This window comes from Blastomonas sp. SL216, assembly GCA_026625625.1.
Taxonomy (GTDB): Bacteria; Pseudomonadota; Alphaproteobacteria; order Sphingomonadales; family Sphingomonadaceae; genus Blastomonas.
The window spans coordinates 2,464,392-2,489,689 of record CP113055.1; the positions used below are offsets into that span (position 1 = coordinate 2,464,392).

Sequence of the window (25,298 nt, forward strand, 5' to 3'; positions counted from 1 at the left end):
ATCAGGCCTTTTCTTCGTCGAGAAGCGCGGCGGGCGACAGGCCGATGCGCCGCATCTGGCGCAGCACCGGCGGCCAGACATGCTTGAGGAAGTCCTCGCGCTCCATCGAGCGGAGCTTGTCGACAGCGCCGGCGGCGACATACATGCCGACCCCGCGCTGCACCTCGACCAGTCCCTGATCCTGGAACATCTGATACGCCTTGGCGACCGTCAGCGGATTGGCCTGTTGTTCGGCAGCGAACGCCCGGACCGAAGGAAGCATGTCGCCCTCTGCGTACACGCCGTCCAGAATCGATGCCGCGATGATGTCGCGGAGCTTGAGGTAAACGGGTTTGCTGTTGTCTGCCATCACTGCTTCACTGCCATAATACAGCGTGGCAGGTCAAGTGGATTCAATCCGGTGCTTTTTTGCGCAGCAACGGCGTTGATCAGCCCTGGTCGCGCGGCATGCCTCCATAAGCGGTGATCGCCTCGAACACCGCTGTCAGCGCGGTGCGCTCGTCCGCCGAAATCTCGGGCCGCCAGATTTCGAACAGCAGGATGATGCGCGTCGCCTGACCCCGGTTCCACGCCTCATGCTCGATGCTGTCGTCGAAGATCAGCAGCCTGCCCTGCTGCCAGCTGCGCGTCTCGTTGCCGACCCGGATCGCGCAATCGGGATTGGTGATCAGCGGCAGGTGGCAGATCAGCCGGGTATTGAGCATGCCGTTATGCGGCTGGATATGCGTTCCGGGGCGCAGCAGCGAATAGAGCGCCATCGGGGAGCGCGCCTGGATGACCGGCATCGGTGCGGTATCGAGCGCAGCCATGGTCACCGGGGCGAGCGCTGCGTGATCGGGCACGATTGCCCCGTCTTCCCACAGATAATGCGCACCCCAGCTGGGATCGTCGCGCAACGGGTTGGCGGCGGCTGGCCGGTCGGGCCGGGTCTGGACATAGGGGCTGAATTCGCGGCTGCGCTCCAGCAGCGCCTCCAGTTCCGCGCGCATTTCGCCTGCCTGCGCCTCGAAAGCCGCTGCCCATTCGAACTCGGCGGCCTCATAGAATTGCCGTTGCGGCAGGCCGGGAAAATAGAAGCTGGTCGGTTCCTGCAGATAGAGCTGCTTGCGCCCCAGCAGCAGGTCGAGCGCCATGTCGATACGCGGCGATACTGCGCCTTGCGCAATGCCCTTGCCCGCCAGCTGCCCGGTCAGGAACTCGGCATAGCCCGCCTGCGCCTGTTGCAGATAGCGTTGCCCCTGCTGCAGCAAGGGGACCAGCGTCTGCGGGACCTGATCGGGTCCGGCATGGTTCGCGGTCGCCAGCGCCGTGGTGTAGAAGGAAGAGGCCGCGCGCGAATCCCCCTGCGCCGCCTTGAACCCCGCCATCAGCAGCAATCCGCCCAGATGCCGCGGCTCCTCTGCCAGCAACCGGCTCAGCGCCTCGCCCTGGCCATCGGCATCGGCCGCCATCTGGCAGGCCTGGGCCAGCAGAAACCATGGCGGTGCCTCGCCCGGCGGCGGGTCCTTGGCGACTGCGCCGAGCAGGTCGCGGGCGCGCGCAGCCTCGCCTGCGCGCAGGGCATTGATCGCCTGTTGGGTGTGGATGCTGGCTTGCTGACGGTCCATCAGCGGTGTCTAGCCAGCGACGAACCGAATGACCAGCGGATGCTGCGTGTCAGACCCCGGAGACCGCATCGCCCACATTGATGCGCTGGCCGTTGGTGATGATCACGATATCGCCCAGCTTCACCTGCTCGAACAGCATCTTGGCAAAGGCGGTCGGCACGCCGATGCAGCCGCGCGTGCCATAGCCCCATTCGACATCGCTGCCGTGAATCGCAACGCCATCGTTGGTCAGCCGCATCATGTACGGCATCGGGGCATCATAAAGGTTGGAGACGTGATCGGCGTCCTTCTGGGTGATCGGAAAGGCACCCAGCGGAGTCGGCTTTTCCGGCGTGCCATACAGGATCACCGCGACGCCGATCTCGTGCCCGTCGCGGAACACCGACAGCGTCTGCGCCTCGATATCGACCGTGATCAGCATCGGCCCGGTGGCCGGGGCATTGCTCTCGTCCCAGTAATAATTGCCGTGCGCCAGCGGACCATCGATGGTCAGCACGCTCTTGATCGCATAGCCGGCCTGTTCGGGCGTGGTGATTGCGGCATCGGCCTTGGCAAGGATCGGCGCGGAGCTGGCCGCCGCTGTCTGGCTTCCGGGCAGTGCCGCCTTGGCGAGCGGCTGGATCGCCGCATCCCCCGGCGCGCTGGACAGCATCGCGCCAACAAGCGCGCCAATCCCGACCAGCATCCCGCCGCCTGCCATTTGCCGTGCCTTGGGCCATTTCATGCTGTGCTGCTCCCGACGATCATTGCGTTAACGCGCGCTCAATGCGGCATTTACGAAACGCTAACCAATAAGCTGCCGAATCACCAGTGCCGCAATCGCTGCGTCCCCCGGCGGGACGGTGGCGGGGCGCGGGGTTAAGGCACAAGATTAACGGCGGCGCGGCGGTCTGTGGCGGCACATATGGCTTGCTTATCAGCGGCCCTTCCCCTATATGGCCAGTCATCCCGACATGGTTGCTGAAACTTGACGGGCCGGAGCCAGACGGCCCCGGCACGAACCAGCTTTTGCCGCCCTGCCGCCAAGACCATTTGCCAGAAAGCGCATCCTTGACCGATCTCGCCGCCGTCGCCGCTCTTGTCGAACCCGAAGCCCAGGCTCTCGGCTTTGACCTGGTGCGCGTGCATCTGTTCGGCGCGGGCGATGACCGGACGCTGCAGATCATGGCCGAACGGCCCGAAACCGGCCAGCTCAACATCGACGATTGCGCCAGCCTGTCGCGCCGCATCTCGGAAGTGTTCGATGCGCTGGAAGAGGCAGGCAAGGACCCGGTGCCCGGATCGTACCGGCTCGAGGTCAGCTCGCCCGGCATTGATCGGCCGCTGACCCGGCTCAAGGATTACGGCAACTGGCTGGGCCATGAGGCGCGGCTGGTGCTGACCGAACCCGCACAGGGCCGCAAGCAGCTGACCGGCGATCTGCTCTCGCTCGAAGGCGAGATGATCACGGTGCAGGACAAGAAGGTGGGCGCGGTCTCCGTGCCGTTTGCCCAGGTGATCAGCGCCAAGCTGATGCTGACCAACAAGCTGATTGCCGCCACCCGTCCGCTGGACACCAGCGGCGTGGACGACATCGAAGAAATCGACGAAACCCCAGAACTTGAAGATCTCGAAGAACAGGAAGACTGATCATGGCCAGCGCCATTTCCGCCAACAAGGCTGAACTTCTCGCCATCGCCAATTCGGTGGCGACGGAAAAGATGATCGACAAGACCATCGTCCTCGAGGCGATGGAAGAAGCGATCCAGCGCGCGGCGCGGGCCCGTTACGGCGCGGAAAACGACATCCGCGCGAAGCTCGATCCGGTCAGCGGCGATCTGCGCCTGTGGCGCGTCGTCGAGGTGGTCGAAACGGTCGAGGACTATTTCAAGCAGGTCGATGTCAAGCAGGCGCAGAAGCTGCAAAAGGGCGCTGTCGTCGGCGATTTCATCGTCGATCCGCTCCCCGCAGTGGACCTGGGCCGCATCGACGCGCAGGCCGCCAAGCAGGTGATCTTCCAGAAGGTCCGCGATGCCGAGCGCGAACGCCAGTTCGACGAGTTCAAGGACCGCGTGGGTGAAATCATCACTGGCGTCGTCAAGTCGGTCGAATTCGGCCATGTCATCGTCAATCTGGGCCGCGCCGAAGGCGTGATCCGCCGCGAACAGCAGATCCCGCGCGAAGTTGCCCGCGTCGGCGACCGCATCCGCGCGATCATCCTCAACGTCCGCCGCGAAAACCGTGGGCCGCAGATCTTCCTGAGCCGCGCGCATCCCGATTTCATGCGCAAGCTGTTCGAGCTGGAAGTGCCCGAAATCTACGACGGCATCATCCAGATCAAGGCCGCTGCGCGCGATCCGGGCAGCCGCGCCAAGATCGGCGTGATCAGCTATGACAGCTCGATCGACCCGGTCGGCGCGTGCGTCGGCATGAAGGGCAGCCGCGTCCAGGCGGTCGTCCAGGAAATGCAGGGCGAGAAGATCGACATCATCCCCTGGTCGGAAGACACCGCGACCTTCGTCGTCAACGCGCTGCAGCCGGCCACCGTCAGCCGCGTGGTGATCGACGAGGAAGAAAGCCGCATCGAAGTCGTCGTTCCCGACGATCAGCTGTCGCTGGCCATTGGCCGTCGCGGCCAGAACGTGCGGCTCGCCAGCCAGCTCACCGGCTCTGCCATCGACATCATGACCGAGGCGGAATCGAGCGAGAAGCGTCAGAAGGAATTCACCGAGCGTTCGGAAATGTTCCAGAACGAGCTGGACGTCGATGAAACCCTGTCGCAGCTGCTGGTGGCCGAAGGGTTCAGCGAGCTCGAGGAAGTCGCCTATGTCTCGCCCGAGGAGCTTTCGACCATCGAAGGCTTTGACGAGGAACTGGCCGAAGAGCTGCAGAGCCGCGCCCAGGAAGCACTGGAACGCCGCGAGGAAGCCTCGCGTGAGGAACGCCGTGGTCTGGGCGTCGAAGATGCGCTGGCCGAGCTGCCGCACCTCACCGAAGCGATGCTGGTGACTTTGGGCAAGGCGGGGATCAAGACGCTCGACGATCTGGCCGATCTCGCCACCGACGAGCTGATCGCCAAGAAGCGTACCGAGCAGCGTCGCCGCGACAATTCGGCCCCTGCCAACAAGCGGCCCGAGGACAAGGGCGGCGTTCTCGCCACCTATGGCCTGACCGAAGAGCAGGGCAACGAGATCATCATGGCCGCGCGCGCGCACTGGTTCGAGGACGAGGATGCGGGCGCCGATGGGGAGGACGCGCATGCGGAAACTTCCCAATGACACGGCCGGCGATCTTCTAACCGACGCTGCCTCCAACACTGCCGCCGACAAGGCGGATGGCCCGATCCGCCGCTGCATATTGAGCGGTGAGCGGGCGGAGCGTGACCAGCTGATCCGGCTTGCCATCAGCCCCGAGGGGCTGGTCGCGCCCGATGTCCGCGCGCGTGCCCCGGGGCGCGGCGCGTGGATCGGCGTGAACAGACCCGTGCTGGAAGAGGCCATTGCCAAGGGCCGGTTGAAGGCCGCGCTGGCGCGTGCGTTCAAGACCGGGCCGATCACGGTGCCCGACGACCTGCCCGGCATGATCGAGGAGGCGCTGACCCGCGCGCTGCTCGACCGGCTGGGTCTGGAAGCGCGATCGGGCACGCTGCTGACCGGATCGGACCGCATTGCCGAGGCAGCGCGGCGCGGCAAGGTGGAGATGCTGCTGCATGCCAGCGACGCCTCCGCCGATGGCAATGCCAAGCTGGACCAGGCCTGGCGCGTGGGCAGCGACAGCGAGGGCAGCGGTCAGCGTGGGGCTGTATTGCCTGTAGACCGCACCCGCCTGTCTGTGGCATTGGGGCGCGACAACGCGGTTCACGTGGCGCTGACCGATCATCGCGCCGCCGTGCGCATTGACCAGTTTCTTGGCCGATTGCTGCATTTCCAAGGGGAGGGGGCCGTACCCGGCCCCGGCATGGCAACCTAGCGCGCCCCGGCGTGCGCGGAAGTGCCCCGCGCGGACCGGCGATGCCCCAGGTATCGCCAGACGTGAGAGTTTATTGAGGATTGAGTCTGTTCGATGAGTGAAGATACCGAAAACAAGCCGACACTGGGTCGCAAGCCTCTGGGGCTGAAGCGTTCTGTCGAGGCTGGCGAAGTCAAGCAGACGTTCAGCCATGGCCGCACCAACAAGGTCGTGGTCGAGGTGAAGCGCCGCAAGCTGGTCGGCAAGCCGGGCGAAGCGCCCGTCGCTGCCGCTCCTGCCCCTGCGCCCGCTCCGGCCCCCGCGCCCGCCCCGGCTGCAGCCCCTCCTCCGCCGCCGCGTCCGCAGCAGCCGGCCTCTCCGCTGAGCCGCCTGGAACTTCAGGAAAAGCTGCTGCGTGAGGCCGAGGAAGCCCGTCTGGCATCGCTGGAAGAAGCGCGTCGCCGCGAGACCGAGGAAAAGCAGCGCGCCGCCGAAGAAGCCCGCCGCAAGGCCGAGGAAGCCCGCAAGGCCGCTGCCGAACCCGCGCCCGCTCCGGCTGAGACCCCGGCCCCTGCCGCGCAGGATGCCGCTGCCGCCTCTACCGCCGAGCCGGCCACGACCGAAGCCAAGGCCGAAGCTGCACCTGCCCCGGCCGAAGCCGCCAAGCCCGCTGCCGAAGAAACCCGTGCTGCGCCGCCGCCGCGCCGTTTCACGCCGGTGGCCCCTGCCCCGCGTCCCGAGGTCAAGCCCAAGAAGACCGCCGGCGCCAAGGTGGTCGACAACCGCCGCCAGGCCGGCAAGCTCACCGTCAGCAAGGCGCTGAACGAAGGCGATGGCGGTGCGCGTGCGCGCAGCCTTGCTGCGCTCAAGCGTGCGCGTGAAAAGGAACGCCGTCTGCACATGGGCGGCCAGAGCCGCGATGCGCAGCCCAAGCAGGTGCGCGACGTTGTCGTGCCCGAGGCGATCACCGTTCAGGAACTGGCCAACCGCATGGCGGAAAAGGGCGCAGACCTGGTCAAGTCGCTGTTCAAGATGGGCATGATGGTCACCGTCAACCAGACGATCGATCAGGACACCGCCGAACTGCTGGTCGAGGAATTCGGCCACAAGATCACCCGTGTGTCCGATTCCGACGTGGAAATTGATCACGAGGCCGATGTCGATGCCGTCGAAACGCTGAAGCCGCGTGCGCCGGTGGTCACCATCATGGGCCATGTCGACCACGGCAAGACCAGCCTGCTCGATGCGCTGCGCGGCACCGATGTGGTGTCGGGCGAAGCAGGCGGCATCACCCAGCATATCGGCGCCTATCAGGTGCAGGTGAAGTCGGGCGACAAGGTCACCTTCCTCGATACGCCGGGCCACTCGGCCTTTACCGAGATGCGCGCGCGCGGTGCCAATGTCACCGATATCGTCATCCTGGTGGTGGCGGCCGATGACGGCCTGATGCCGCAGACGATCGAGGCGATCAACCACACCAAGGCCGCTGGCGTGCCGATGATCGTGGCGATCAACAAGGTCGACAAGGACGGTGCCAACCCGCAGAAGATCCGCGAACGCCTTCTCGAGCACGAGGTCATCGTGGAAGCGATGTCGGGCGATGTGCAGGACGTCGAGGTTTCCGCGCTCAAGAAGATCAATCTGGACGAGCTGGTCGACAAGATCCTGCTCCAGGCGGAACTGATGGAGCTCAAGGCCAATCCCAACCGCTCTGCCGAAGCCGTGGTGGTCGAGGCCAAGCTCGACAAGGGCCGCGGCCCGGTCGCGACCGTGCTGGTGCAGCGCGGAACGCTGAAGCGTGGCGACGTGTTCGTCGTCGGCGAACAGTCGGGCAAGGTCCGTGCGCTGATCAACGACAAGGGCAAGCAGGTGGGCGAAGCCGGCCCGTCGATCCCGGTGGAAGTGCTGGGCCTGACCGGCGTCCCGTCGGCAGGCGACAAGCTGACCGTGGTGGAGAACGAACAGCGTGCCCGCGAAGTCGCCGACTATCGCCGCCAGAAGGCGCTCGAAAAGCGCACGACGATGGCGCCTGCGAGCATCGACACGATGTTCTCGGCGCTCGCCGCCAACCGCGCCAAGGAATATCCGGTGCTGGTCAAGGGCGACGTGCAGGGTTCGGTCGAAGCCATTGTCGGATCGCTCAACAAGATCTCGACCGATGACATCAAGGCCCGCGTGCTGCATTCGGGCGTGGGTGCCATCACCGAGTCCGACGTGACGCTGGCCAAGGCCTCGAACGCGCCGATCATCGGCTTCAACGTGCGCGCCAATGCCCAGGCGCGGGCATTGGCCGAACGCGATGGCGTGCGGTTCAAATATTTCGACATCATCTATGACCTGCTGGACGACATCAAGGGCGAGATGGCAGGCGTGCTGGGTCCGGAGCGGATCGAAACCGTGGTTGGCCGTGCAGAGATCAAGGAGATCTTCCCTGCGGGCAAGAAGGACAAGGCAGCCGGTCTGCTCGTCACCGACGGCGTCATGCGCAAGGGTCTGTATGCGCGCATCACCCGCGACGACGTTATCGTCAGCAAGACCAGCATCGCCTCGCTGCGCCGCTTCAAGGACGATGTGGCAGAGGTCCGTGCGGGTCTGGAATGCGGCGTCGTGCTGCAGGATACGAACGACATCAAGCCGGGCGATATCTTGGAGACGTTCGACGTCGAGATGCGCGACCGCACGCTGTAAGGGCATGATCCCCGCCGTCCGGCATCGGTCGGCGGGGCATCGTGAAAGGGACGATCATGGCCAGGCATAACGATACCGGCCCGGAAGGGCGTTCGGTCCGCGTGCTGCGCGTGGGCGAGCAGGTGCGGCACGTGCTGTCGGAACTGCTCGCGCGCGGCGAGGTACACGATGACGTGCTGACCTCCACCACCGTCTCGGTGACCGAGGTGCGCATGTCGCCCGATCTGCGCCATGCCACCGTGTTCGTCAAACCGCTGCTGGGCAAGGACGAGGACGTGGTGCTCAAGGCGCTGCGCACCAACACGGCCTTCTTCCAGAAGGAAGTCGCCTCGCGCGTGCGCACCAAATACGCAGCCAAGCTCAAGTTCCTCGCCGATGACAGCTTCGACACCGGCAGCCATATCGACAAGCTGCTGAGCGCGCCCAAGGTCGCGCAGGACCTGGGCAAGGACGACGCTGCAGATTGACGTCTTACCGGGTAAGACGTATGTTGGTCGCGTGAATGACATTACCCGCCTCTCCGCCAAAGGTCAGATCGTCATCCCCAAGGACGTTCGTGATCGTCTCGGCTGGGCGCAGGGCCATGATCTGGAAGTCATCCAGATGGGCGACGGCGTCATGCTTCGGCCGGTCACCCGGACGCAGAGACTCTCGATCGAAGAAGCCACGCGAGAGCTGCGGCAGATATACCGACACGAAGGCCCGCCGATCCCGATCGAGAAGCTGAGCTGGTCCCCGGATGTTGACGATCCCGACATGGACTTGGCTGTTCCGCGTTAAGCCCGTGCGAGCCGTCGATACCAACATTCTGGCGCGCTGGCTGCTTGGCGATGATCCGCTCCAGTCGGCGCAGGCGGTGCAGCTGCTCAGCGAACCTGCCTATGTTTCATTGACAGTATTGACCGAGCTCGGTTGGGTGCTGGAAAAGGCTTTGCGCCTGCCCCGATCCGTTGTGGGCCGGATGCTGGAAAAGGTCGTCAGCCTGGAGCAGCTGCAGGTGGATAAGCAGCCATCCGTGCTCTGGGCCATCGACCGTTATCATCAAGGTGCGGACTGGGCGGACATGATGCATATCGTGGCCGCGTCCGGGGCTGCACCGGTTTTTGCAACCTTCGACCGACGCATCGCGCGCGATGCCGGAAATGCCAGCCCTGTCTCCGTCGAGACGCTTCGAAAAGTGCCCTGATGGCCAAGCTCTATTTCTACTACGCCTCGATGAACGCCGGCAAATCCTCCACCCTGTTGCAGGCGGCCTTCAACTATGCCGAACGGGGCATGCGCGCCATGCTGTGGACGGCGGCGCACGATGATCGCTACGGCACCGGGCAGATCACCTCGCGTATCGGCCTCAAGGCCCCGGCTCACCTGTTCGAGCTGCAGACGGACATCTTCGCCGCAGTGGCGCTCGACCTTGCCTCTGCCCCGCTCGACTGCGTGCTGGTCGACGAGGCGCAGTTCCTCACCAAGGCGCAGGTGTTCCAGTGCGCGCGCATTTGCGACGAGCTCAAGATTCCCGTGCTCTGCTATGGCCTGCGCACCGATTTCCAGGCGGAGCTCTTCCCCGGCAGCGCGCAGCTGCTGGCCATGGCAGACCATCTGGTCGAGCTGAAGGCCGTGTGCGAATGCGGCGCCAAGGCGACGATGAACCTGCGGGTCGATGCGGCGGGCCATGCCGTCAAGCAGGGCGCGCAGACTGAGATCGGCGGCAACGACCGCTATATTGCCTTGTGCCGCAAGCATTTCATGGGCCGCTTGGCATGAACGCGTTGCGCACCGTGCTGACCGATGGCGACTTGCGGCTGGAGCCGTTGGCCGACCATCATGTCGAGCCGCTGCGCGCAGCATGCGCGCGCGATACCGAAATCTGGGACATCTACCCCATTTCGATGCTGGGCGAGCATTTCGACAAGGCGATGGAGGAATTCCACGCCACCACCAACTGGGTGCGCCTGGCCGTGCTGTGGCAGGGCGAGGTGATCGGCATGTCGAGCTATATCAACCCCGATGCGCGCAACCATGTCGTCGAGATCGGCGGTACCTATATCGAGCCGTCGGCGCGCGGCGCAGCGGGCATCAACACCCGCATGAAGCGGCTGATGATCGATCATGCCTTCGGGCAAGGCTTCACCCGGATCGAATTTCGCGTCGATGCCCGCAATCTGCGTAGCCAGGCCGCCGTGCGCAAGCTGGGCGCGGTGCATGAAGGCACGCTGCGCCGCAACCGCATCACCTGGACCGGCTATGTCCGCGATACCTGCGTGTTCGGCCTGCTGAACAGCGACTGGTCAGGCAGCAGCGCTTAGGCTGAGCAGCCCCGCAAGCGACCGCCCGCGCCGCTCGCCGGGCGCTTCGGCAAGCTGCATCAGGTCGAGCATGGTCGGATAGATATCGAGGATCGATACCGGCTCGGCGTGGCGGACATGCTGGCCGCTGGCGATCCACAGCGAACCGGACGGGTGATGGCAGCCGCTCTTCACCCCTTCCATCGCATAGAGCAGCGACCCGATGCTCTGCGTCTCACCGGTCGCCCGATCGGTCATCGGGGTGTCGGCATCGATCTTCCAGCTGATCTGGCAGCCGAAATAGAGCGCATCGGCGTCGCCATCGTCACGTGCAGCAAAAACCTGATGCCCATCGGCCAGGCAGAACGCCTCGAGCCGGGCCTTGGCGGCTGCGCGCTGCTCCTGGTTGTCGAAGCGCAGCATATACTGGTGCGTCATGGTCGGATCGGCCGAGCGGCTCACGATACTGCAGCGCGCCAGGAACGCCTTGTGATCGCGCAGCCGCAGGAAATGCTGGCCGCCCTGGTTTTCATAGCGCGCAAAGGGCTGCTGGCTGAGCGCGGTCTGGAACACGATCAGCGCATCATGCTTTGCGGCCAGATCGATGAACCGCCCGACCATCGCATCCATCGCGACATAGCCGTCGCGGATCGCGCTGGCATAACGGCTGATCTCGGCGGAATCGGGCTTCACCGTGAAGGCATCCGGATCCATGTGCCGCCAGTAGCTGTGCTGCAGATGCGCGACCGAATTGGCGAAGAAACTCGCGAAACGCGGACGGATGCGGCGGTAATAATGCGCAAACACGTCATATTGCAGCGCATCCAGGATCGCGACCCGGGCATGGCTGCCGGTGCTGCCCAGCCGCTCGCCGGCCAGCTGCGACGTGATGCGCAAAACCGTGGCGGGCGACAGCCCATGGGTCAGCGCAAAGCGCAGGAATGCGGCATAATCGCTGGCCGACAGCCGGTTTTCCGCATTGGAATATTCGCGGACATTGTGCCCGACAAAGCGGTTATAGATGTTGAGCTCGGGCGGGAAGGCATCTCCCTGCTCGCTCCACGGATCGCCGACATAGAGCGAACCCGGCCTGGAGAACGGCCGCGCATTCATGCTGGCAAAGTTCATCACCGCGCTGCCGGCATCGGACACCGCCTGCCATATGTCGCGATGGCCGGCACCGCGCCCATCGGTCAGGCGGAAGACGCGGTGCTGATCATAAGCCAGGCCCGTATGGATCGAATACCACTGGATCCAGGGCTCGAGCTCTTCAGGGCTGGTGGTGTCCGCGTGCGTTTCGAACACATGGCTGCTGGCGCGCAGCTTGCGGAAATTCGGCAGCGAGCCATCCGCCATCCAGCGTTCCAGCAACGGCGCGCACAGTTCGTTGAGTTCGAGCGAGATAATCGGGCGGGTCATGGCACCGGTAGCTAGCAAAGCCGTGTTGGCATTTGGTTAAGCGGCGCAAGGCTGCTAACGGGCGCGACGATGCACGGATGGATCATCTTGGACAAGCCTTATGGCATGGGATCGACCGACGCGGTGACCGCAGTCAAGCGCGCCTTTCGCCAGGGCGGCTTTGGCAAGGTCAAGGTCGGGCATGGCGGCACGCTCGACCCCCTGGCCACCGGCGTGCTGCCGATCGCGCTGGGCGAGGCGACCAAGCTGACCGGCCAGATGCTCAATGGCGACAAGACATATGACTTCACCATTGCGTTCGGGGTGGAGACCGACACGCTGGATGTCGAGGGCAAGGCCGTGGCGGCAAGCGATGTGCGGCCCACGCTGGAACAGATCGAGGCAGTGCTGGCGCGCTTCACTGGGCCGATCGAACAGGTGCCGCCTGTGTTTTCGGCGCTCAAGGTCGATGGCCAGCGCGCCTATGACCTGGCGCGCGCGGGCGAAGCGGTCGAACTGGCGAGCCGCAGCGTGACGGTGCATGCGCTGACTATCCAATCCTCCCCGGTACGGGGAGGGGAAGCGGGTGCGCACACTGGCGGCGAAAGCATGACCACGCTGCCCCTCCCCCATCCTGCAGATGGTACCCCTCCCCGTGCCGGGTTGGATTTACAATCCATCACCCTTTCGGCCCATGTCTCGAAGGGCACCTATATCCGCAGCCTCGCGCGCGACATCGCGCAGGCACTCGGCACGGTGGGGCACGTGACGATGCTGCGCCGCACCCAGGCCGGGCCGTTCGCCCTGGCTCAGGCGATTTCGCTGGACAAACTGGACGAAATCCGCCAAGGCGCGGCCGCAGAAGACGTAATCTTGCCATTCGAGGCAGGGCTGGCCGACATCCCGGCTCTTGACCTCACTCCCGATCAGGCAAGGCGGCTCCGCATGGGGCAGGTCGTGACCGGGATTGCCGCACACGATGGGCGTTATTGGGCGCGGGGGAGCGATGATGCTCCGCTCGCACTGGTAATGCTTTCGGACCAGGAGGTCCGCGTGGTGCGCGGTTTCAACTTTGGATAGATGTTCGAGGAACGAAGACACATGACGATTACCGCAGAGCGCAAGGAAGAAGTGATCAAGGAATATGCGCGCGAAGCCAATGACACTGGCTCGCCCGAGGTGCAGGTTGCCATCCTGACCGAGCGCATCAACAACCTGACCGACCACTTCAAGTCGCACCACAAGGACAACCACTCGCGTCGTGGCCTGCTGATGATGGTCAACAAGCGCCGCTCGCTGCTAGACTATCTGAAGAAGAAGGACCAGGCCCGCTATACCGACCTGATCGGCAAGCTGGGTCTCCGCAAGTAAGCATTCTCGAACGGCCCCCCAGCGGGGCCGTTCGTTTATCCGCGCCACGAAATTAAAGTGCGCGGCATCCAACGGACCTTTCCGCAATGAGGCGGATAAAGGCCAGCCGGGGCAACATATAGCCCCGAACCGCGCCAGGCCGGTCAGCCTGGCACCAGAAGAGGCCCCGGTCCGCAATAGGGCGCATCGGGTTCGATAAGGAAAATCCATGTTTGATGTTAAGACTGTAGAAATCGAGTGGGGCGGAAAGACCCTCAAGCTCGAAACGGGCCGCATTGCCCGTCAGGCGGACGGCGCTGTGCTGGCCACCTATGGCGAAACCGTGGTGCTGTGCGCCGTGACCGCCGCCAAGTCGGTGAAGGAAGGCCAGGACTTCTTCCCGCTGACCGTCCACTACCAGGAAAAATTCTCCGCAGCAGGCCGCATCCCCGGCGGCTTCTTCAAGCGTGAGCGCGGCGCGACCGAAAAGGAAACGCTGACCAGCCGCCTGATCGACCGCCCCGTCCGCCCGCTGTTCCCCGAAGGTTTCTACAACGAAATCAACGTGATCGCGCAGGTCCTGTCGTTCGACGGCGAATCCGAGCCCGATATCGTTGCGATGGTCGCCGCCTCGGCTGCGCTCACCCTGTCGGGCGTGCCCTTCATGGGCCCGATCGGCGCTGCGCGCATCGGCTACAAGGACGGCGAATATCAGCTGAACCCGTCGATGGACGAGGTGAAGGAAGGCGAACTCGATCTGGTCGTTGCCGCCACGCATGACGCGGTGATGATGGTCGAATCGGAAGCCAAGGAACTGTCCGAGGAAGTGATGCTGGGCGCGGTGGAATTCGCGCACGACGCCTGCCGCCAGGTCACCGACGCGATCATCAAGCTGGCTGAACAGGCCGCCAAGGATCCGTGGGAAATGGCAGCTCAGGCCGATCTCAGCGCTGCCAAGCAGAAGCTGCGCGACCTGATCGGTGCAGACATTGCCGCAGCCTACAAGCTGACCGACAAGTCGGCCCGCTCGAACGCGCTGAATGAGGCTCGCGCCAAGGCCAAGGCAGCATTTGCCGACGCCACGCCGCAGGACCAGATGGCTGCCAACAAGCTGATGAAGAAGCTGGAAGCGGAAATCGTCCGCGGCGCCATCCTCAAGGACGGCAGCCGCATCGATGGCCGCACCACCACGCAGATCCGTCCGATCGAGGCGATGGTCGGCTTCCTGCCGCGCACGCACGGTTCGGCGCTGTTCACGCGCGGTGAAACCCAGTCGATCTGCACCACCACCTTGGGCACCAAGGACAGCGAGCAGATGATCGATGGCCTCACCGGCCTCAGCTATGAAAGCTTCATGCTGCACTATAACTTCCCGCCCTATTCGGTCGGTGAAGTCGGCCGCTTCGGCGCGCCGGGTCGTCGTGAAGTCGGCCATGGCAAGCTGGCATGGCGTGCGCTGCACCCCGTGCTGCCCAGCAAGGACGAGTTCCCCTATACCATCCGCGTGCTGTCCGACATTACCGAGTCCAACGGCTCTTCGTCGATGGCCACGGTGTGCGGCGGTTCGCTCTCGATGATGGACGCAGGCGTTCCGCTCAAGCGTCCGGTGTCGGGCATCGCCATGGGCCTGATCCTCGAAGGCAGCGAGTTCGCTGTTCTGTCCGACATCCTAGGTGACGAAGATCACCTGGGCGACATGGACTTCAAGGTTGCCGGCACGTCCGAAGGCATCACCACGATGCAGATGGACATCAAGATCGCCGGCATCACCCGCGAGATCATGGCGCAGGCTCTGGCGCAGGCCAAGGAAGGCCGTGCGCACATCCTGGGCGAAATGGCCAAGGCGCTGGGCGAAGTCCGCACCGAGCTTTCGGCACATGCTCCGCGCATCGAGACGATCCAGATCGACAAGTCGAAGATCCGGGAAGTCATCGGCACCGGCGGCAAGGTGATCCGCGAGATCGTCGCCGAGACCGGCGCGAAGGTGGATATCGACGACGAAGGCCTGATCAAGATCAGCTCGTCCGACCTCAGCCAGATCGAAGCTGCCAAGAAGTGGATTCTGGGCATCGTCGAAGAAGCCGAAGTCGGCAAGATCTACAACGGCAAGGTCGTCAACCTGGTCGATTTCGGCGCGTTCGTGAACTTCATGGGCGGCAAGGACGGTCTGGTCCACGTTTCCGAAATCCGCAACGAGCGGGTCGAGAAGGTGGCCGATGTCCTGTCCGAAGGCCAGGAAGTGAAGGTCAAGGTTCTCGAGATCGATCCGCGCGGCAAGGTTCGCCTGTCGATGCGCGTCGTCGACCAGGAAACCGGTGAAGAGCTGGAAGACACCCGCCCTGCCCGCGAACCGCGCGAGCGCGGTGAACGTGGAGATCGCGGCGACCGTCGCCCCCGTCGCGACGGCGATGGCGGTCGTGGTCGCGGTGGTGACCGTGGCGGCGAACGTTCGGGCGGAGGCGGCCGTGGCCGTGGCCGCGGCGAGCGCTCGGAAGGCGGCGAAACCGGCGGCGACGCTGGTCTGCCCGACTTCATCACCGGCGACAACTGAGAATAGCAGTTTGCTGCTAGCGTCGCGGGCTTGCCCGTAGCGCGACAAAGACCGGCTGGAAGCTCCGCGCTTCCGGCCGGTTTTTTGTTGCAGGCTGGGCGATTGGCCCCGTTACCAAAATCTGGTACCGTCACCAGATGAGCAAGAACACCTCCATCGCGCTTGGCGCGCCGTTTCAGGAATTTGCCCGCCGCAAGGTGGAGTCGGGCGAGTATGGCTCGACCAGCGAGGTCGTGCGCGAGGCGATGCGACGACTGATGGTTGAGGATGAGCGGCGCGAAGCACTGAATGCGGCGCTTCGTGAAGGTCTGGCGAGTGGCCCTGCGGAGCCGTTCGACTGGAGCAGTTTTATGGACCGCCATTTCGGCGATAATGCATAAGATCGAACTGCGCCCCGCTGCGACCCGGGATCTCGATGCCATCGCGGACTATACCAAACAGCAATGGGGCACAGGCCAGGCACGGCTCTATCTGGCTGCCATTCGCACCAACATCGAGTCGCTGAAGGATTTCCCGATGCGGCATCCTGCCTATCAAAGCGACGGGCAGGAATTCCGCAAGCTGTTGAGCGGGCATCATCTGATATTCTATCGGATCATCGGTGACACAGTACAGGTAATCCGCATCCTGCACGAGCGGATGGATGTCGACCGGCATCTCTGACCGAGGCCCCCGCCGCCCATAAACGCTTCAGGGCAGGCACCGCATCCGGCGCCTGCCCTGAAATTTCTCATCGCCAGATGGCCAGCCAACCGATCAATACACCCGCTTCTTGGGCTTGATATACTCGACCTCGTCGCTGAGCGTGTATTCGTGGACCGGGCGGTAGTCGAGCGTCACCTTGCCGCCCTTGCCGCCCCAGCCTTCGAACCAGCTGACGGTGTGCTTCATGAAGTTGGCATCGTCGCGCTCGGGATAATCCTCGTGCATGTGCGCGCCGCGGCTTTCCTTGCGGGAATGCGCGCTTTCGATGGTGCACACGGCCTGGCTGAGCAGGTTGTCGAGCTCCAGCGTCTCGATCAGATCGGTGTTCCAGATCAGCGACCGGTCAGTGACGTGAACGTCCTCCATCCGCTTGTTGACGGTCTGCATCAGCGCGGTGCCTTCCGACAGCAGCTGGGTATCGCGGAACACGGCAGCATGCTTCTGCATCGTCTTCTGCATGTCCATGCGGATCTGCGCGGTAGGCGAGCCGCCCTTGGCATTGCGGAAATGGTCCAGACGCGACAGCGCCAGATCGGCCGAATCCTTCGGCAGCGCCTTGTGCGAGCTGCCCGGCGTGATCGTGTCGCGCAGGTGATGACCGGTGGCACGGCCGAACACGACAAGGTCGATCAGCGAGTTGGAGCCCAGGCGGTTGGCACCGTGCACCGAAACGCATGCTGCCTCACCCACGGCATAGAGGCCGGGGACCACGGTGTCGGGGTTGCCATCCTTGATGGTGACGACCTGGCCATGATAATTGCAGGGAATGCCGCCCATGTTGTAGTGCACCGTCGGCACCACCGGCAGCGGCTGACGGGTCAGGTCGACGCCCGCGAAGATCTTGCCGGTTTCGGTAATGCCGGGCAGACGCTCGGCCAGCACCTTTTCGTCGATATGATCGAGGTGCAGGTAGATATGGTCGTTTTCCTTGCCGACACCGCGGCCTTCGCGGATTTCGGCGGCCATCGAGCGGCTGACGACGTCACGGCTGGCCAGGTCCTTCGCGGACGGAGCATAGCGCTCCATGAAGCGCTCGCCTTCGGAATTGGTGAGGTAACCGCCCTCGCCGCGCGCGCCTTCGGTGATCAGCACGCCCGCACCGTAGATGCCGGTCGGGTGGAACTGGACGAACTCCATGTCCTGCAGCGGCAGGCCAGCGCGCAGCACCATCGCGCCGCCATCACCCGTGCAGGTGTGCGCCGAGGTAGCAGAGAAATAGCAGCGGCCCGATCCGCCGGTCGCCAGCACCACGGCATGGCTGCGGAAGCGGTGGATAGATCCATCTTCCATGCACAATGCGATCACGCCGCGGCACGCGCCGTCTTCCATGATCAGGTCGATGGCGAAATATTCGATGAAAAAGTCCGAATCATACTTCAGCGACTGCTGGTACAGCGCGTGCAGCATGGCATGGCCGGTACGGTCGGCGGCGGCGCAGGTGCGCTGCACCGGCGGGCCTTCGCCCATGTTCTGCATGTGGCCGCCGAACGGGCGCTGATAGATGGTGCCGTTGTCGTTGCGGCTGAACGGCACGCCAGCATGCTCAAGCTCGTACACGGCGGCAGGCGCTTCGCGCACCATATATTCGATCGCATCCTGGTCACCCAGCCAGTCCGATCCCTTGACGGTATCGTACATGTGCCAGGACCAGTGGTCGGGCGAGTTGTTGCCCAGGCTCGCCGCGATGCCGCCCTGCGCCGCCACGGTATGGCTGCGGGTGGGGAACACCTTGGTGATGCACGCGGTCTTCAGGCCCGCTTCGGCGCTGCCCATGGTGGCGCGCAGGCCCGATCCGCCCGCGCCGACGACAACGGTGTCGTATACATGGTCGATGATCTTATAGGCTTCAGACATCAGCTTGCAGCTCCGGCAAAGGCAATGCGCGCAACGGCGAAAATGCCGAGGGCTGCCCCGGCAACGGCATAGAAATTGAGCAGCAGGATCACGCCGAACTTGGTGCCATGATCATGCACATAGTCCTCGACGATGACCTGCAGGCCCAGGCGCAGGTGATAGAAGACGGTGATGATCAGCAGGATCATCGCCGTGGCGGGCAGCGGTGCGGAAAGCCAGGCGGTCACCGTGGCATGATCAAGCGCCGGCAGGCTGACCAGCGAGGCGATGAACCACAGCATCAGGATGAGATTGCTGACCGCGGTGACCCGCGCCATCACCCAGTGATGCGTTCCCGTTTTGGCGGACCCCAGCCCGCGAACCTTGCCAATTCTGGTGCCACTTCCCATGGTCGACTCCTCGCGCAGGCCCGATAGCCCGTTGCGCTGCACAGATAATTCAAAAGATCAGGCGAAAAAGATGATCGCCCACAAAAATGCCGTCAGCACGATCGACAGCACCGGCAGCAGGGCCGACCAGCGGTTGTTGTTGTCAACCTCATAGCCCGCGCCGATGTCGAGCACGAAGTGCCGCAGGCCCGAAAGCATGTGCTGGAAGAATGCCCATGACAGGCCGACCATCAGCAGATAGCCGATGGGGCTGGTCGCCCAACCGACATACCAGGCATAGCTTTCAGGACCGCTGGCCAGTGCCAGCAGCCAGCCGACGAGCAGGATGCCGCCGATGACGGCCATGCCGTCGCCTGTTGCGCGATGGAGGATTGAGACCAGCATGGCCGGGCCCCAACGCCAGATGGAAAGGTGCGGCGACAGCGGCCTGCCCGATGGTTTTGCCATGGTCTCCCCCGTTTAAACGATCGTGTTCATATGCGAATTTGCGTCCCGCGACTGTTTAGCCGATTGCCCAAATGATGCAATTGCTGATTGTGCGCGCGCGCTTGCACCACCGGCACGGTGCTGCGCAGCAAAGCGGCTCGGCCTGGCGCGGCAATAACCCGGCGTTAACCATGAGCGCATATGCCGGGTCCATTACTACCCTTAGGTTCGCAAGAGGACGGCATGGCAGAGCACAGCAAGGATTCGAAAGGCGGCGCCGATTTCAAGGCGCTCTATCAGTCCGTGGCGCACGAGCTTTCGATCAGCCAGCGGCTGGCAGCCTTTGATGCGGCTGGCGATCTGCCCAAGCACGCGCGCCGTGCGCTCGAATTGCTGCGCGACGACGAGGATGCGATCGCCGAAGAATTCTGGAAACATTACAGCTCGACCGCAGACCTGACGAGCACGTCGGTAGACACTGCCACGCTCAGAAAGCGTCATGTCGAAAACAGCCGCCGCTACACGCGGGAGAAAATGGCCAATCTGGGCGAGCAGACCTGGGTGGAACTGGCGTTCATCCACGCGCTCCAGGCGCGCAAGCTGGGCATCCCGATGTGGCAGGCGCTTGCCGCGCAGGCGCACACGCACGATTTTGCCATGCAGAAGATGCGCGAAAAGCTGCGCGATGATCCCGAACAATATCACCAGCTGGCCCGCGCCACGGCGCAGGTCATGGTGATTGAAGCCGAAGTCATGGCCTTTGCAGTCAACACCATCACCCAGCGGGAAGCGCAGTCGGTGCGCATCGCGCAAAGCGCCAGCTTCAAGCAGACCGTCGATGGCGAACTGCAACAGGCATCGCATCTGGGCAGCGGACTGAAGAGCCAGGTCGTCAATGCCTCCGAGGCCGCCCGCCAGATGCTCGGCCGCTCGTCCGAGGTTGCCGCCGCCGCCGAACAGTCCGCCATTGCGATGCGCGAAGCAGCGCAGACCGCAGCCGGCCTGATCCGTGCGATCGAGGATGCGCGCAGCGAAGTCGAAGTCGCCGCCGATGTTGCCGAGCGTGCCTCGCGTGAGGCCGGCCATGCTGTGGCCAGCACGCAGACGCTATCGACCCATGCCGAATCGATCGAATCGATCCTCAGCCTCATCCGGGACATTGCGGGCCAGACCAACCTGCTCGCGCTCAACGCGACGATCGAGGCCGCCCGCGCAGGCGATGCCGGGCGCGGCTTTGCCGTGGTGGCGCAGGAGGTGAAGAGCCTGGCCAACCAGACCGCGCGCGCGACCGACGATATTGCGCACAAGATCACCGCCATCCAGCAAGCCACCCGCGACACCGTCGCCTCGAACGATTCGGTGCGCGCCACCGTCAGCGAGGTGCAGTCGAGCGCAGACCGCATCCGCGAGGCGATGGAAGTCCAGGCGCAGACCGTGACGATCATTACCGCTGCGGTCGACGAGACCGCGCTTGCCGCCGATTCGATGTCGAACACCATCGGCACGATCCGCATCGATACCGAGAGCCTGGCCAGCGAAATGGACAAGGTGGGCGCCGGTTTCAGCCATCTGCAAAACCAGCTGGTCGAATTGCGCAACCGTTCGGACCGGTTCGCTGACGAGATCGGCCTGGCAGGCACTGGCTGATCGCACTGCACCCGGGCGCAGCAAATCCGCCGCCGCCTGACGCCGGGTGATGGACCGGGCCAGCGCGCGGCGATATGCTGGGCGCATGATCAGCGTCGAACAGAATATCCTCGTCACCGGCTCCAGCCGCGGCATCGGCCGCGCGATCGCCGACCATCTCCACGAAGCAGGCCATCGCGTGGTCGGCCATGCCAGCCGCCCATTTCCCGATGACAGCCCGGACAGCCCCGAATGGGAGGTTGTCGGCGCGGATTTCGGCGATTTTCGTGGACCCGATCTGCTGTGGAGCGAGGCGCTCGACCTGCTTGACGGCCGCATCGACGTGCTGATCAACAATGCCGGCATCTTTGCCGCGAATCCGATCGACCGGGGCGATGCCGAATGGCTCGCCGCCTGGGACGAGACGATGACGATCAACCTGACCGCCAGCGCCCAGCTGTGCCGCTTTGCCGTGCAGCATTTTCTCGATCACGGGAACGAGGGCCGCATCGTCAACATCGCCAGCCGCGCCGCCTATCGTGGCGACAGCCCGGCGCACTGGCATTATGCCGCGTCCAAGGGCGGCATGGTGGCGATGACCAAATCGATCGCGCGCGCCTATGCGTCGAACGGCATCTATGCCTTTGCCATCTGTCCCGGCTTCACCATGACCGGCATGGCCGAGGACTATCTCTCCAGCCGCGGCGGCGACAAGCTGCTCGCCGACATTCCGCTGGGCCGCGTCGCCATGCCCGACGAGGTCGCCACCATGGCCGCCTTCTGCGCCATCGACGCCCCGCCCTCGATGACCGGCGCGGTGCTGGACGTGAACGGGGCAAGTTTCGTGCGCTGAGGGGAATGCGTTGAATGGCGGCGGCAGTGGAAGATCGACCTGATTGAGCAATCAAATCCGGATTGGCTGGATCTTTGCAATCTGATCAACGCCTGAGCTTTTGGGGCTTGCTTTCTCGTCACCCCCGCGAAGGCGGGGGTCCCGCTCGTTTGCCGCCGCAATCATGGAAGCGGGATTCCCGCCTTCGCGGGAATGACGGGATTGGCAAAGTTATGGTTCAATCTCTAAGGGTGCCGCCTGTCGGGTTTTAGTCGCCAAGAGGAATGCTGAATTGGACAACTGGAAAGTCACCATCCCCTGCACGCTGGCCGAGGCACAGGCCGTGACCGGGTATGACATGCTGGACGACAGCGTGTTCGGCAGCCCCAGCCTGGTGGCGAGCGAAGTCGATGCCTATGCCGATCCGCAGCAGCCCGGCAGCTGGGCCCTGCATGCCTATTTCACCGACGAGCCCGAAACCGCCTGGATCGAAGGCTTGCGCGGCCTGGTGCCGAGCGCAGCCGGCGTGGCGCTGACCCCGGAAAAGCTGCCCGATGAGGACTGGGTGACCATGAGCCAGGCCGGGCTGGAGCCGATCCGCGCTGGTCGCTTCCATGTCCACACGCCCGAAATGCCCGCATCGGATGATGCCGATATGCGCAGCTTCTGCATTCCGGCCAGCCTGGCCTTCGGCACCGGGCATCACAACACCACGCGCGGCTGCCTGATCGTGCTCGACGCCATGAAGGCGGCGGGCATCGAGGTCACCAACCATATCGATATCGGCACCGGCACCGGGCTGCTCGCCTTTGCCGCGATGCATCTGTGGCCCGATGCCCAGGCCATCGCCAGCGATATCGACCCGGTCTGCGGTCCGGCGGTGGAGCATAATGCCGCGACCAACGGCATCGCGATGGGCGATTCTGTGGGCGCGCTGACGATGGTGATTGCCGAAGGGCTGGAGGACAAGCAGCTGCAGCAGCGCGCGCCCTATGACCTGGTGATCGCCAATATCCTGGCCGGACCGCTCATCGACCTGTCACCGGACGTTGCCGCCGTCACCGCGCCGCAGGGCCATGCCGTGCTGTCCGGCCTGCTGGGAACGCAGGCGGATGCGGTCGCCGGGGCCTATCGCGCCCAGGGCTTCACGCTGGAGGAACGGCTGGATCTGGGCGACTGGACGGTATTGCGGCTGTGCAAGACCGGCGCGGCCTGAGCGCGTCCATCCCGGCGGCGGATGGGAGTGGTGCCTGCCGCGCCATCCTTTCTTCCTTCCGTCACCCTGCTTCGTCTCCCCCGCGCAGGCGGGGGTCTCGCTCGCTTTGCCCTATCCGCCAGAAGCGGGATTTCCGTGTTCGCGGGAACGACTATTGATGAAGAAGCTCGCCCGCACCCTGTTCGGCTGGCTGGCCTTGATCGCGGGGCTGGCCTTTGCAGCGGGCGAGATCGGCGGGCTTTGGGGGACCAATGCGGCATGGCGTGCGCCTGAGGATGGCGTGACCATCTATGTCGAGACCAACGGCTTCCACACCGGCTTCATCCTGCCTGCCAGGGCCGAGGGGATCGACTGGCACCGCATCTTCCCGCCGACGGACCTCGCCGATACCCGCTATCACGCGACCGGCGCGACCGATCATGTCGCGATCGGCTGGGGCGAGCGCGAATTCTACCTGGGCACGCCGGACTGGCGGCAGCTGAACCCGCTGACCCTGGCCCGCGCCGCGATCGGCAGCGATGCAACGCTGGTCCACATCTATCACATGAACCGGCCGCAACAGGGCCGTTACGCCCGCAAGCTGGTGATCAGCCATGATGCCTATCGCCGCCTCGCCGCGCGGCTGATGCAGGACATCGCCTTTCCCGACCAGGGCCCGCTGAAACCGATTCCCGGCTATGGCGGCGACGACATGTTCTACGCCGCCAATGGCCGCTATTCGCTGGTGCACAGCTGCAATGCCTGGACCGGCGACCATCTGCGCGCGATTGGCATCCGCGTCGGTGCCTGGACCCCGGCGGAACATCACGTCATGCGCTGGTTTCCCGAAGTCGCGCCTCCAGATACAGCCGCTCTGCCCGCGCGGGATTGAGCGCGAGCGCATGCGCGAAGGCTGACTCTGCACCGGCCCTGTCGCCGGTCTGCGCCAGCAGATGCGCGCGCGCCGCGTGCCAGGGGCGATAGCGCTCCACCGCTGCGCCTTGCAGCGCATCGAGCGCCGCCAGCCCCGCGTGCGGCCCCTCCACCCGCGCCAGCGCAATCGCACGGTTGATCGCGACCACCGGCCCCGGCCGCAGCACGAGCAGCAGGTCGTAGAGCTTGAGGATCGCGTGACAATCGGTGCGCCCTTCGGTTCTCCGCCGCGCATGGGTGAGGTGGATCGCGGCCATCAGCTGATACGGCCCGCTCCGGCCCAGATCGGCCGAACGCTGCATCAGCCCCGCCGAAGAGGCGATCAGCGCGCCATCCCAGAGCCGCACATCCTGTTCGCTGAGGGGGATCATCCGCCCCTCGCCATCGACCCGCGCGGCGCGGCGCGCCTCGCCCAGCTGCACCAGAGCGGCGAGTCCCAACACCTCCGGATCGTCGGGCAGCAGTTCGGCCAGCATCGCGGCCAGCCGCAGCACATCGGGGCCCAGATCGGCCGTCGGCTCGCTGCCGGCTGCATCCTGAAAGGCCAGCGCATAGGCGATTTCCAGCGTCGCCAGCACCGATTGCAGTCGCTCGCTCCACAGGTGCGGCGGCGGCGTTTCAAACGGTACGCCCGCCTCGCGAATCTTGGCCTTGGCGCGGGTCAGCCGCTGGAACATCGCAGGGCCAGCCATCAGGAACGCCGCCGCGATCCGTTCGGTCGGCACGCCGCACACGGTGCGCAGCGTCAGCGCGGCGCGTGCCTCGGGCGCGATGGCGGGGTGGCAGCAGATGAAGATCAGCCGCAGCCGTTCATCGGGAATCTGCGCGTCGAACAGCGAGATGACGTCCATCTCCGCACCCTCCGGCGCATCGGGTTGCTCGGCGATGATCCGCGCCAGCCGGGCATCGCGCCGCAACCGGTCGATGATACGCCGCCGGCCCGCGACATGCAGCCAGCCGGGCAGGTTGGCAGGCAGCGGCGCGGCGGCGAAATGGCGCATCGCGAGTTCGGCGGCATCGGCAAAGCCGTCCTCGGCCAGGTCAAGGTCGCGGAAGCGTGCCGCGAGCGCTGCGACGATAACGGGCCGGGCCGCGATGATCGCCGCACCCAGCCCGTCCGTGGTCATGCGTCGGGGCCGCCCATCGGCCAGATCGGGCGGATCTCCAGCGCCCCCCTGGGGATCGGGATGCGCTTGGCCCATTCGATCGCCTGGTCCAGATTGTCGACATCGATGATGTAGAAGCCGCCGAGCTCCTCATGGCTTTCGGCAAAGGCGCCATCATGGATCTGGTGCTCGCCCATGTTCCAGCGGATCGTCGTCGCGGTGGAGGCCGGCTTCAGCCGTTCGCCCGAATAGCTCACCCCGGCAGCGACCAAGGCCTCGCCCAGCGCCATGTGCGCAGCCAGCGTCTCGGCCAGCAGCTTTTCGCCCTCGGGCCCGGCATAGACGCTCTCGTCCTCGTGGATCATCAGCATGTACTGCATCATCATGTCTCCTCATCCGAACGGCGGAAACTGCACGTTCTGCCCCATG

The 25,298-nt window shown here is 64.6% G+C and carries 27 protein-coding genes; 18 read left to right on the top strand and 9 right to left on the bottom strand.

Going from position 1 to position 25,298, the window contains the following annotated elements:
- Position 1 precedes the first annotated feature (1 nt).
- The 3 genes from OU999_11580 to OU999_11590 all read right to left on the bottom strand — a co-directional run bounded on the left by OU999_11580 (position 2) and on the right by OU999_11590 (position 2,331).
- Complete coding sequence (locus OU999_11580) at positions 2-349, bottom strand: GntR family transcriptional regulator (GenBank protein WAC22397.1); 348 nt, start codon at positions 347-349, stop codon at positions 2-4.
- A gap of 79 nt (positions 350-428) precedes the next feature.
- Positions 429-1,607: an aspartyl/asparaginyl beta-hydroxylase domain-containing protein gene (locus tag OU999_11585; protein WAC22398.1), complete on the bottom strand. Its 1,179-nt coding sequence runs from the start codon at positions 1,605-1,607 to the stop codon at positions 429-431.
- A gap of 49 nt (positions 1,608-1,656) precedes the next feature.
- Positions 1,657-2,331: a L,D-transpeptidase family protein gene (locus OU999_11590; protein WAC22399.1), complete on the bottom strand. Its 675-nt coding sequence runs from the start codon at positions 2,329-2,331 to the stop codon at positions 1,657-1,659.
- A 326-nt stretch (positions 2,332-2,657) separates the two neighbouring features.
- Between OU999_11590 and rimP the strand changes: the two genes are divergently transcribed.
- The 9 genes from rimP (at position 2,658) to OU999_11635 (ending at position 10,525) form a co-directional block, all read left to right on the top strand.
- On the top strand, positions 2,658-3,236 hold the full coding sequence (gene rimP, locus OU999_11595) for a ribosome maturation protein RimP (GenBank protein ID WAC22400.1): 579 nt from the start codon (positions 2,658-2,660) through the stop codon (positions 3,234-3,236).
- Between the two features lie 2 nt (positions 3,237-3,238).
- Positions 3,239-4,864 (top strand): transcription termination factor NusA, encoded by a 1,626-nt coding sequence (gene nusA, locus OU999_11600; GenBank protein WAC22401.1) that lies wholly within the window; start codon positions 3,239-3,241, stop codon positions 4,862-4,864.
- Positions 4,845-5,555, top strand: coding sequence for a DUF448 domain-containing protein (locus tag OU999_11605; GenBank protein ID WAC22402.1), 711 nt, complete (start codon positions 4,845-4,847; stop codon positions 5,553-5,555). The genes nusA and OU999_11605 overlap by 20 nt, the downstream gene beginning before the upstream one ends.
- Before the next feature lie 93 nt (positions 5,556-5,648).
- A complete protein-coding gene (gene infB, locus OU999_11610) occupies positions 5,649-8,222 on the top strand; it encodes a translation initiation factor IF-2 (GenBank protein WAC22403.1) in 2,574 nt (857 codons plus the stop codon).
- A 56-nt stretch (positions 8,223-8,278) separates the two neighbouring features.
- Positions 8,279-8,689, top strand: a complete 411-nt coding sequence (gene rbfA / locus OU999_11615) for a 30S ribosome-binding factor RbfA (protein ID WAC22404.1) — start codon at positions 8,279-8,281, stop codon at positions 8,687-8,689.
- Between the two features lie 31 nt (positions 8,690-8,720).
- Entirely contained in the window at positions 8,721-9,002 is a 282-nt protein-coding gene (locus tag OU999_11620) for an AbrB/MazE/SpoVT family DNA-binding domain-containing protein (GenBank protein ID WAC22405.1), read from the top strand.
- Positions 8,962-9,408, top strand: coding sequence for a type II toxin-antitoxin system VapC family toxin (locus OU999_11625; GenBank protein ID WAC22406.1), 447 nt, complete (start codon positions 8,962-8,964; stop codon positions 9,406-9,408). Before OU999_11620 ends, OU999_11625 begins: the two co-directional genes overlap by 41 nt.
- Positions 9,408-9,983: a thymidine kinase gene (locus OU999_11630; GenBank protein WAC22407.1), complete on the top strand. Its 576-nt coding sequence runs from the start codon at positions 9,408-9,410 to the stop codon at positions 9,981-9,983. Before OU999_11625 ends, OU999_11630 begins: the two co-directional genes overlap by 1 nt.
- A complete protein-coding gene (locus tag OU999_11635; protein ID WAC22408.1) occupies positions 9,980-10,525 on the top strand; it encodes a GNAT family protein in 546 nt (181 codons plus the stop codon). Before OU999_11630 ends, OU999_11635 begins: the two co-directional genes overlap by 4 nt.
- Here OU999_11635 and OU999_11640 read toward each other — a convergent pair.
- Positions 10,508-11,923, bottom strand: a complete 1,416-nt coding sequence (locus OU999_11640; protein ID WAC22409.1) for a hypothetical protein — start codon at positions 11,921-11,923, stop codon at positions 10,508-10,510. The genes OU999_11635 and OU999_11640 overlap by 18 nt on opposite strands.
- Positions 11,924-11,992: 69 nt before the next feature.
- On the opposite strand from OU999_11640, the gene truB reads away from it, so the two are divergent.
- The 5 genes from truB to OU999_11665 all read left to right on the top strand — a co-directional run bounded on the left by truB (position 11,993) and on the right by OU999_11665 (position 16,466).
- Positions 11,993-12,982 carry a tRNA pseudouridine(55) synthase TruB gene (gene truB / locus OU999_11645; protein WAC22410.1) on the top strand — a complete coding sequence of 330 codons (990 nt, stop codon included), beginning with the start codon at positions 11,993-11,995 and terminating at the stop codon, positions 12,980-12,982.
- Positions 12,983-13,003: 21 nt separating this feature from the next.
- Entirely contained in the window at positions 13,004-13,273 is a 270-nt protein-coding gene (gene rpsO / locus OU999_11650; protein ID WAC22411.1) for a 30S ribosomal protein S15, read from the top strand.
- 208 nt (positions 13,274-13,481) lie between these two features.
- On the top strand, positions 13,482-15,803 hold the full coding sequence (pnp, locus tag OU999_11655; GenBank protein ID WAC22412.1) for a polyribonucleotide nucleotidyltransferase: 2,322 nt from the start codon (positions 13,482-13,484) through the stop codon (positions 15,801-15,803).
- A gap of 137 nt (positions 15,804-15,940) precedes the next feature.
- On the top strand, positions 15,941-16,183 hold the full coding sequence (locus OU999_11660; GenBank protein ID WAC22413.1) for a type II toxin-antitoxin system ParD family antitoxin: 243 nt from the start codon (positions 15,941-15,943) through the stop codon (positions 16,181-16,183).
- Positions 16,176-16,466, top strand: coding sequence for a type II toxin-antitoxin system RelE/ParE family toxin (locus tag OU999_11665; GenBank protein ID WAC22414.1), 291 nt, complete (start codon positions 16,176-16,178; stop codon positions 16,464-16,466). The genes OU999_11660 and OU999_11665 overlap by 8 nt, the downstream gene beginning before the upstream one ends.
- Before the next feature lie 93 nt (positions 16,467-16,559).
- On the opposite strand, the gene sdhA is transcribed toward OU999_11665, so the two are convergent.
- The 3 genes from sdhA to sdhC are packed head-to-tail and all read right to left on the bottom strand — an operon-like array spanning position 16,560 to position 19,198.
- Positions 16,560-18,362, bottom strand: a complete 1,803-nt coding sequence (sdhA, locus tag OU999_11670) for a succinate dehydrogenase flavoprotein subunit (protein ID WAC22415.1) — start codon at positions 18,360-18,362, stop codon at positions 16,560-16,562.
- Positions 18,362-18,751: a succinate dehydrogenase, hydrophobic membrane anchor protein gene (gene sdhD / locus OU999_11675; protein WAC22416.1), complete on the bottom strand. Its 390-nt coding sequence runs from the start codon at positions 18,749-18,751 to the stop codon at positions 18,362-18,364. Before sdhD ends, sdhA begins: the two co-directional genes overlap by 1 nt.
- A 57-nt stretch (positions 18,752-18,808) precedes the next feature.
- Positions 18,809-19,198 carry a succinate dehydrogenase, cytochrome b556 subunit gene (gene sdhC / locus OU999_11680; protein WAC22417.1) on the bottom strand — a complete coding sequence of 130 codons (390 nt, stop codon included), beginning with the start codon at positions 19,196-19,198 and terminating at the stop codon, positions 18,809-18,811.
- A gap of 222 nt (positions 19,199-19,420) precedes the next feature.
- Here sdhC and OU999_11685 point away from each other — a divergent pair, with 222 nt between their 5' ends.
- The 4 genes from OU999_11685 to OU999_11700 all read left to right on the top strand — a co-directional run bounded on the left by OU999_11685 (position 19,421) and on the right by OU999_11700 (position 23,722).
- Positions 19,421-20,824 carry a methyl-accepting chemotaxis protein gene (locus OU999_11685; GenBank protein WAC22418.1) on the top strand — a complete coding sequence of 468 codons (1,404 nt, stop codon included), beginning with the start codon at positions 19,421-19,423 and terminating at the stop codon, positions 20,822-20,824.
- A gap of 85 nt (positions 20,825-20,909) precedes the next feature.
- Complete coding sequence (locus OU999_11690; protein ID WAC22419.1) at positions 20,910-21,656, top strand: SDR family NAD(P)-dependent oxidoreductase; 747 nt, start codon at positions 20,910-20,912, stop codon at positions 21,654-21,656.
- Between the two features lie 271 nt (positions 21,657-21,927).
- Positions 21,928-22,851 carry a 50S ribosomal protein L11 methyltransferase gene (locus OU999_11695; protein WAC22420.1) on the top strand — a complete coding sequence of 308 codons (924 nt, stop codon included), beginning with the start codon at positions 21,928-21,930 and terminating at the stop codon, positions 22,849-22,851.
- Positions 22,852-23,008: 157 nt separating this feature from the next.
- On the top strand, positions 23,009-23,722 hold the full coding sequence (locus OU999_11700; protein ID WAC22421.1) for a TIGR02117 family protein: 714 nt from the start codon (positions 23,009-23,011) through the stop codon (positions 23,720-23,722).
- On the opposite strand, the gene OU999_11705 is transcribed toward OU999_11700, so the two are convergent.
- A complete protein-coding gene (locus OU999_11705; GenBank protein ID WAC22422.1) occupies positions 23,661-24,890 on the bottom strand; it encodes an RNA polymerase subunit sigma-24 in 1,230 nt (409 codons plus the stop codon). The genes OU999_11700 and OU999_11705 overlap by 62 nt on opposite strands.
- Complete coding sequence (locus OU999_11710) at positions 24,887-25,255, bottom strand: YciI family protein (protein WAC22423.1); 369 nt, start codon at positions 25,253-25,255, stop codon at positions 24,887-24,889. The genes OU999_11705 and OU999_11710 overlap by 4 nt, the downstream gene beginning before the upstream one ends.
- Positions 25,256-25,298 lie beyond the last annotated feature (43 nt).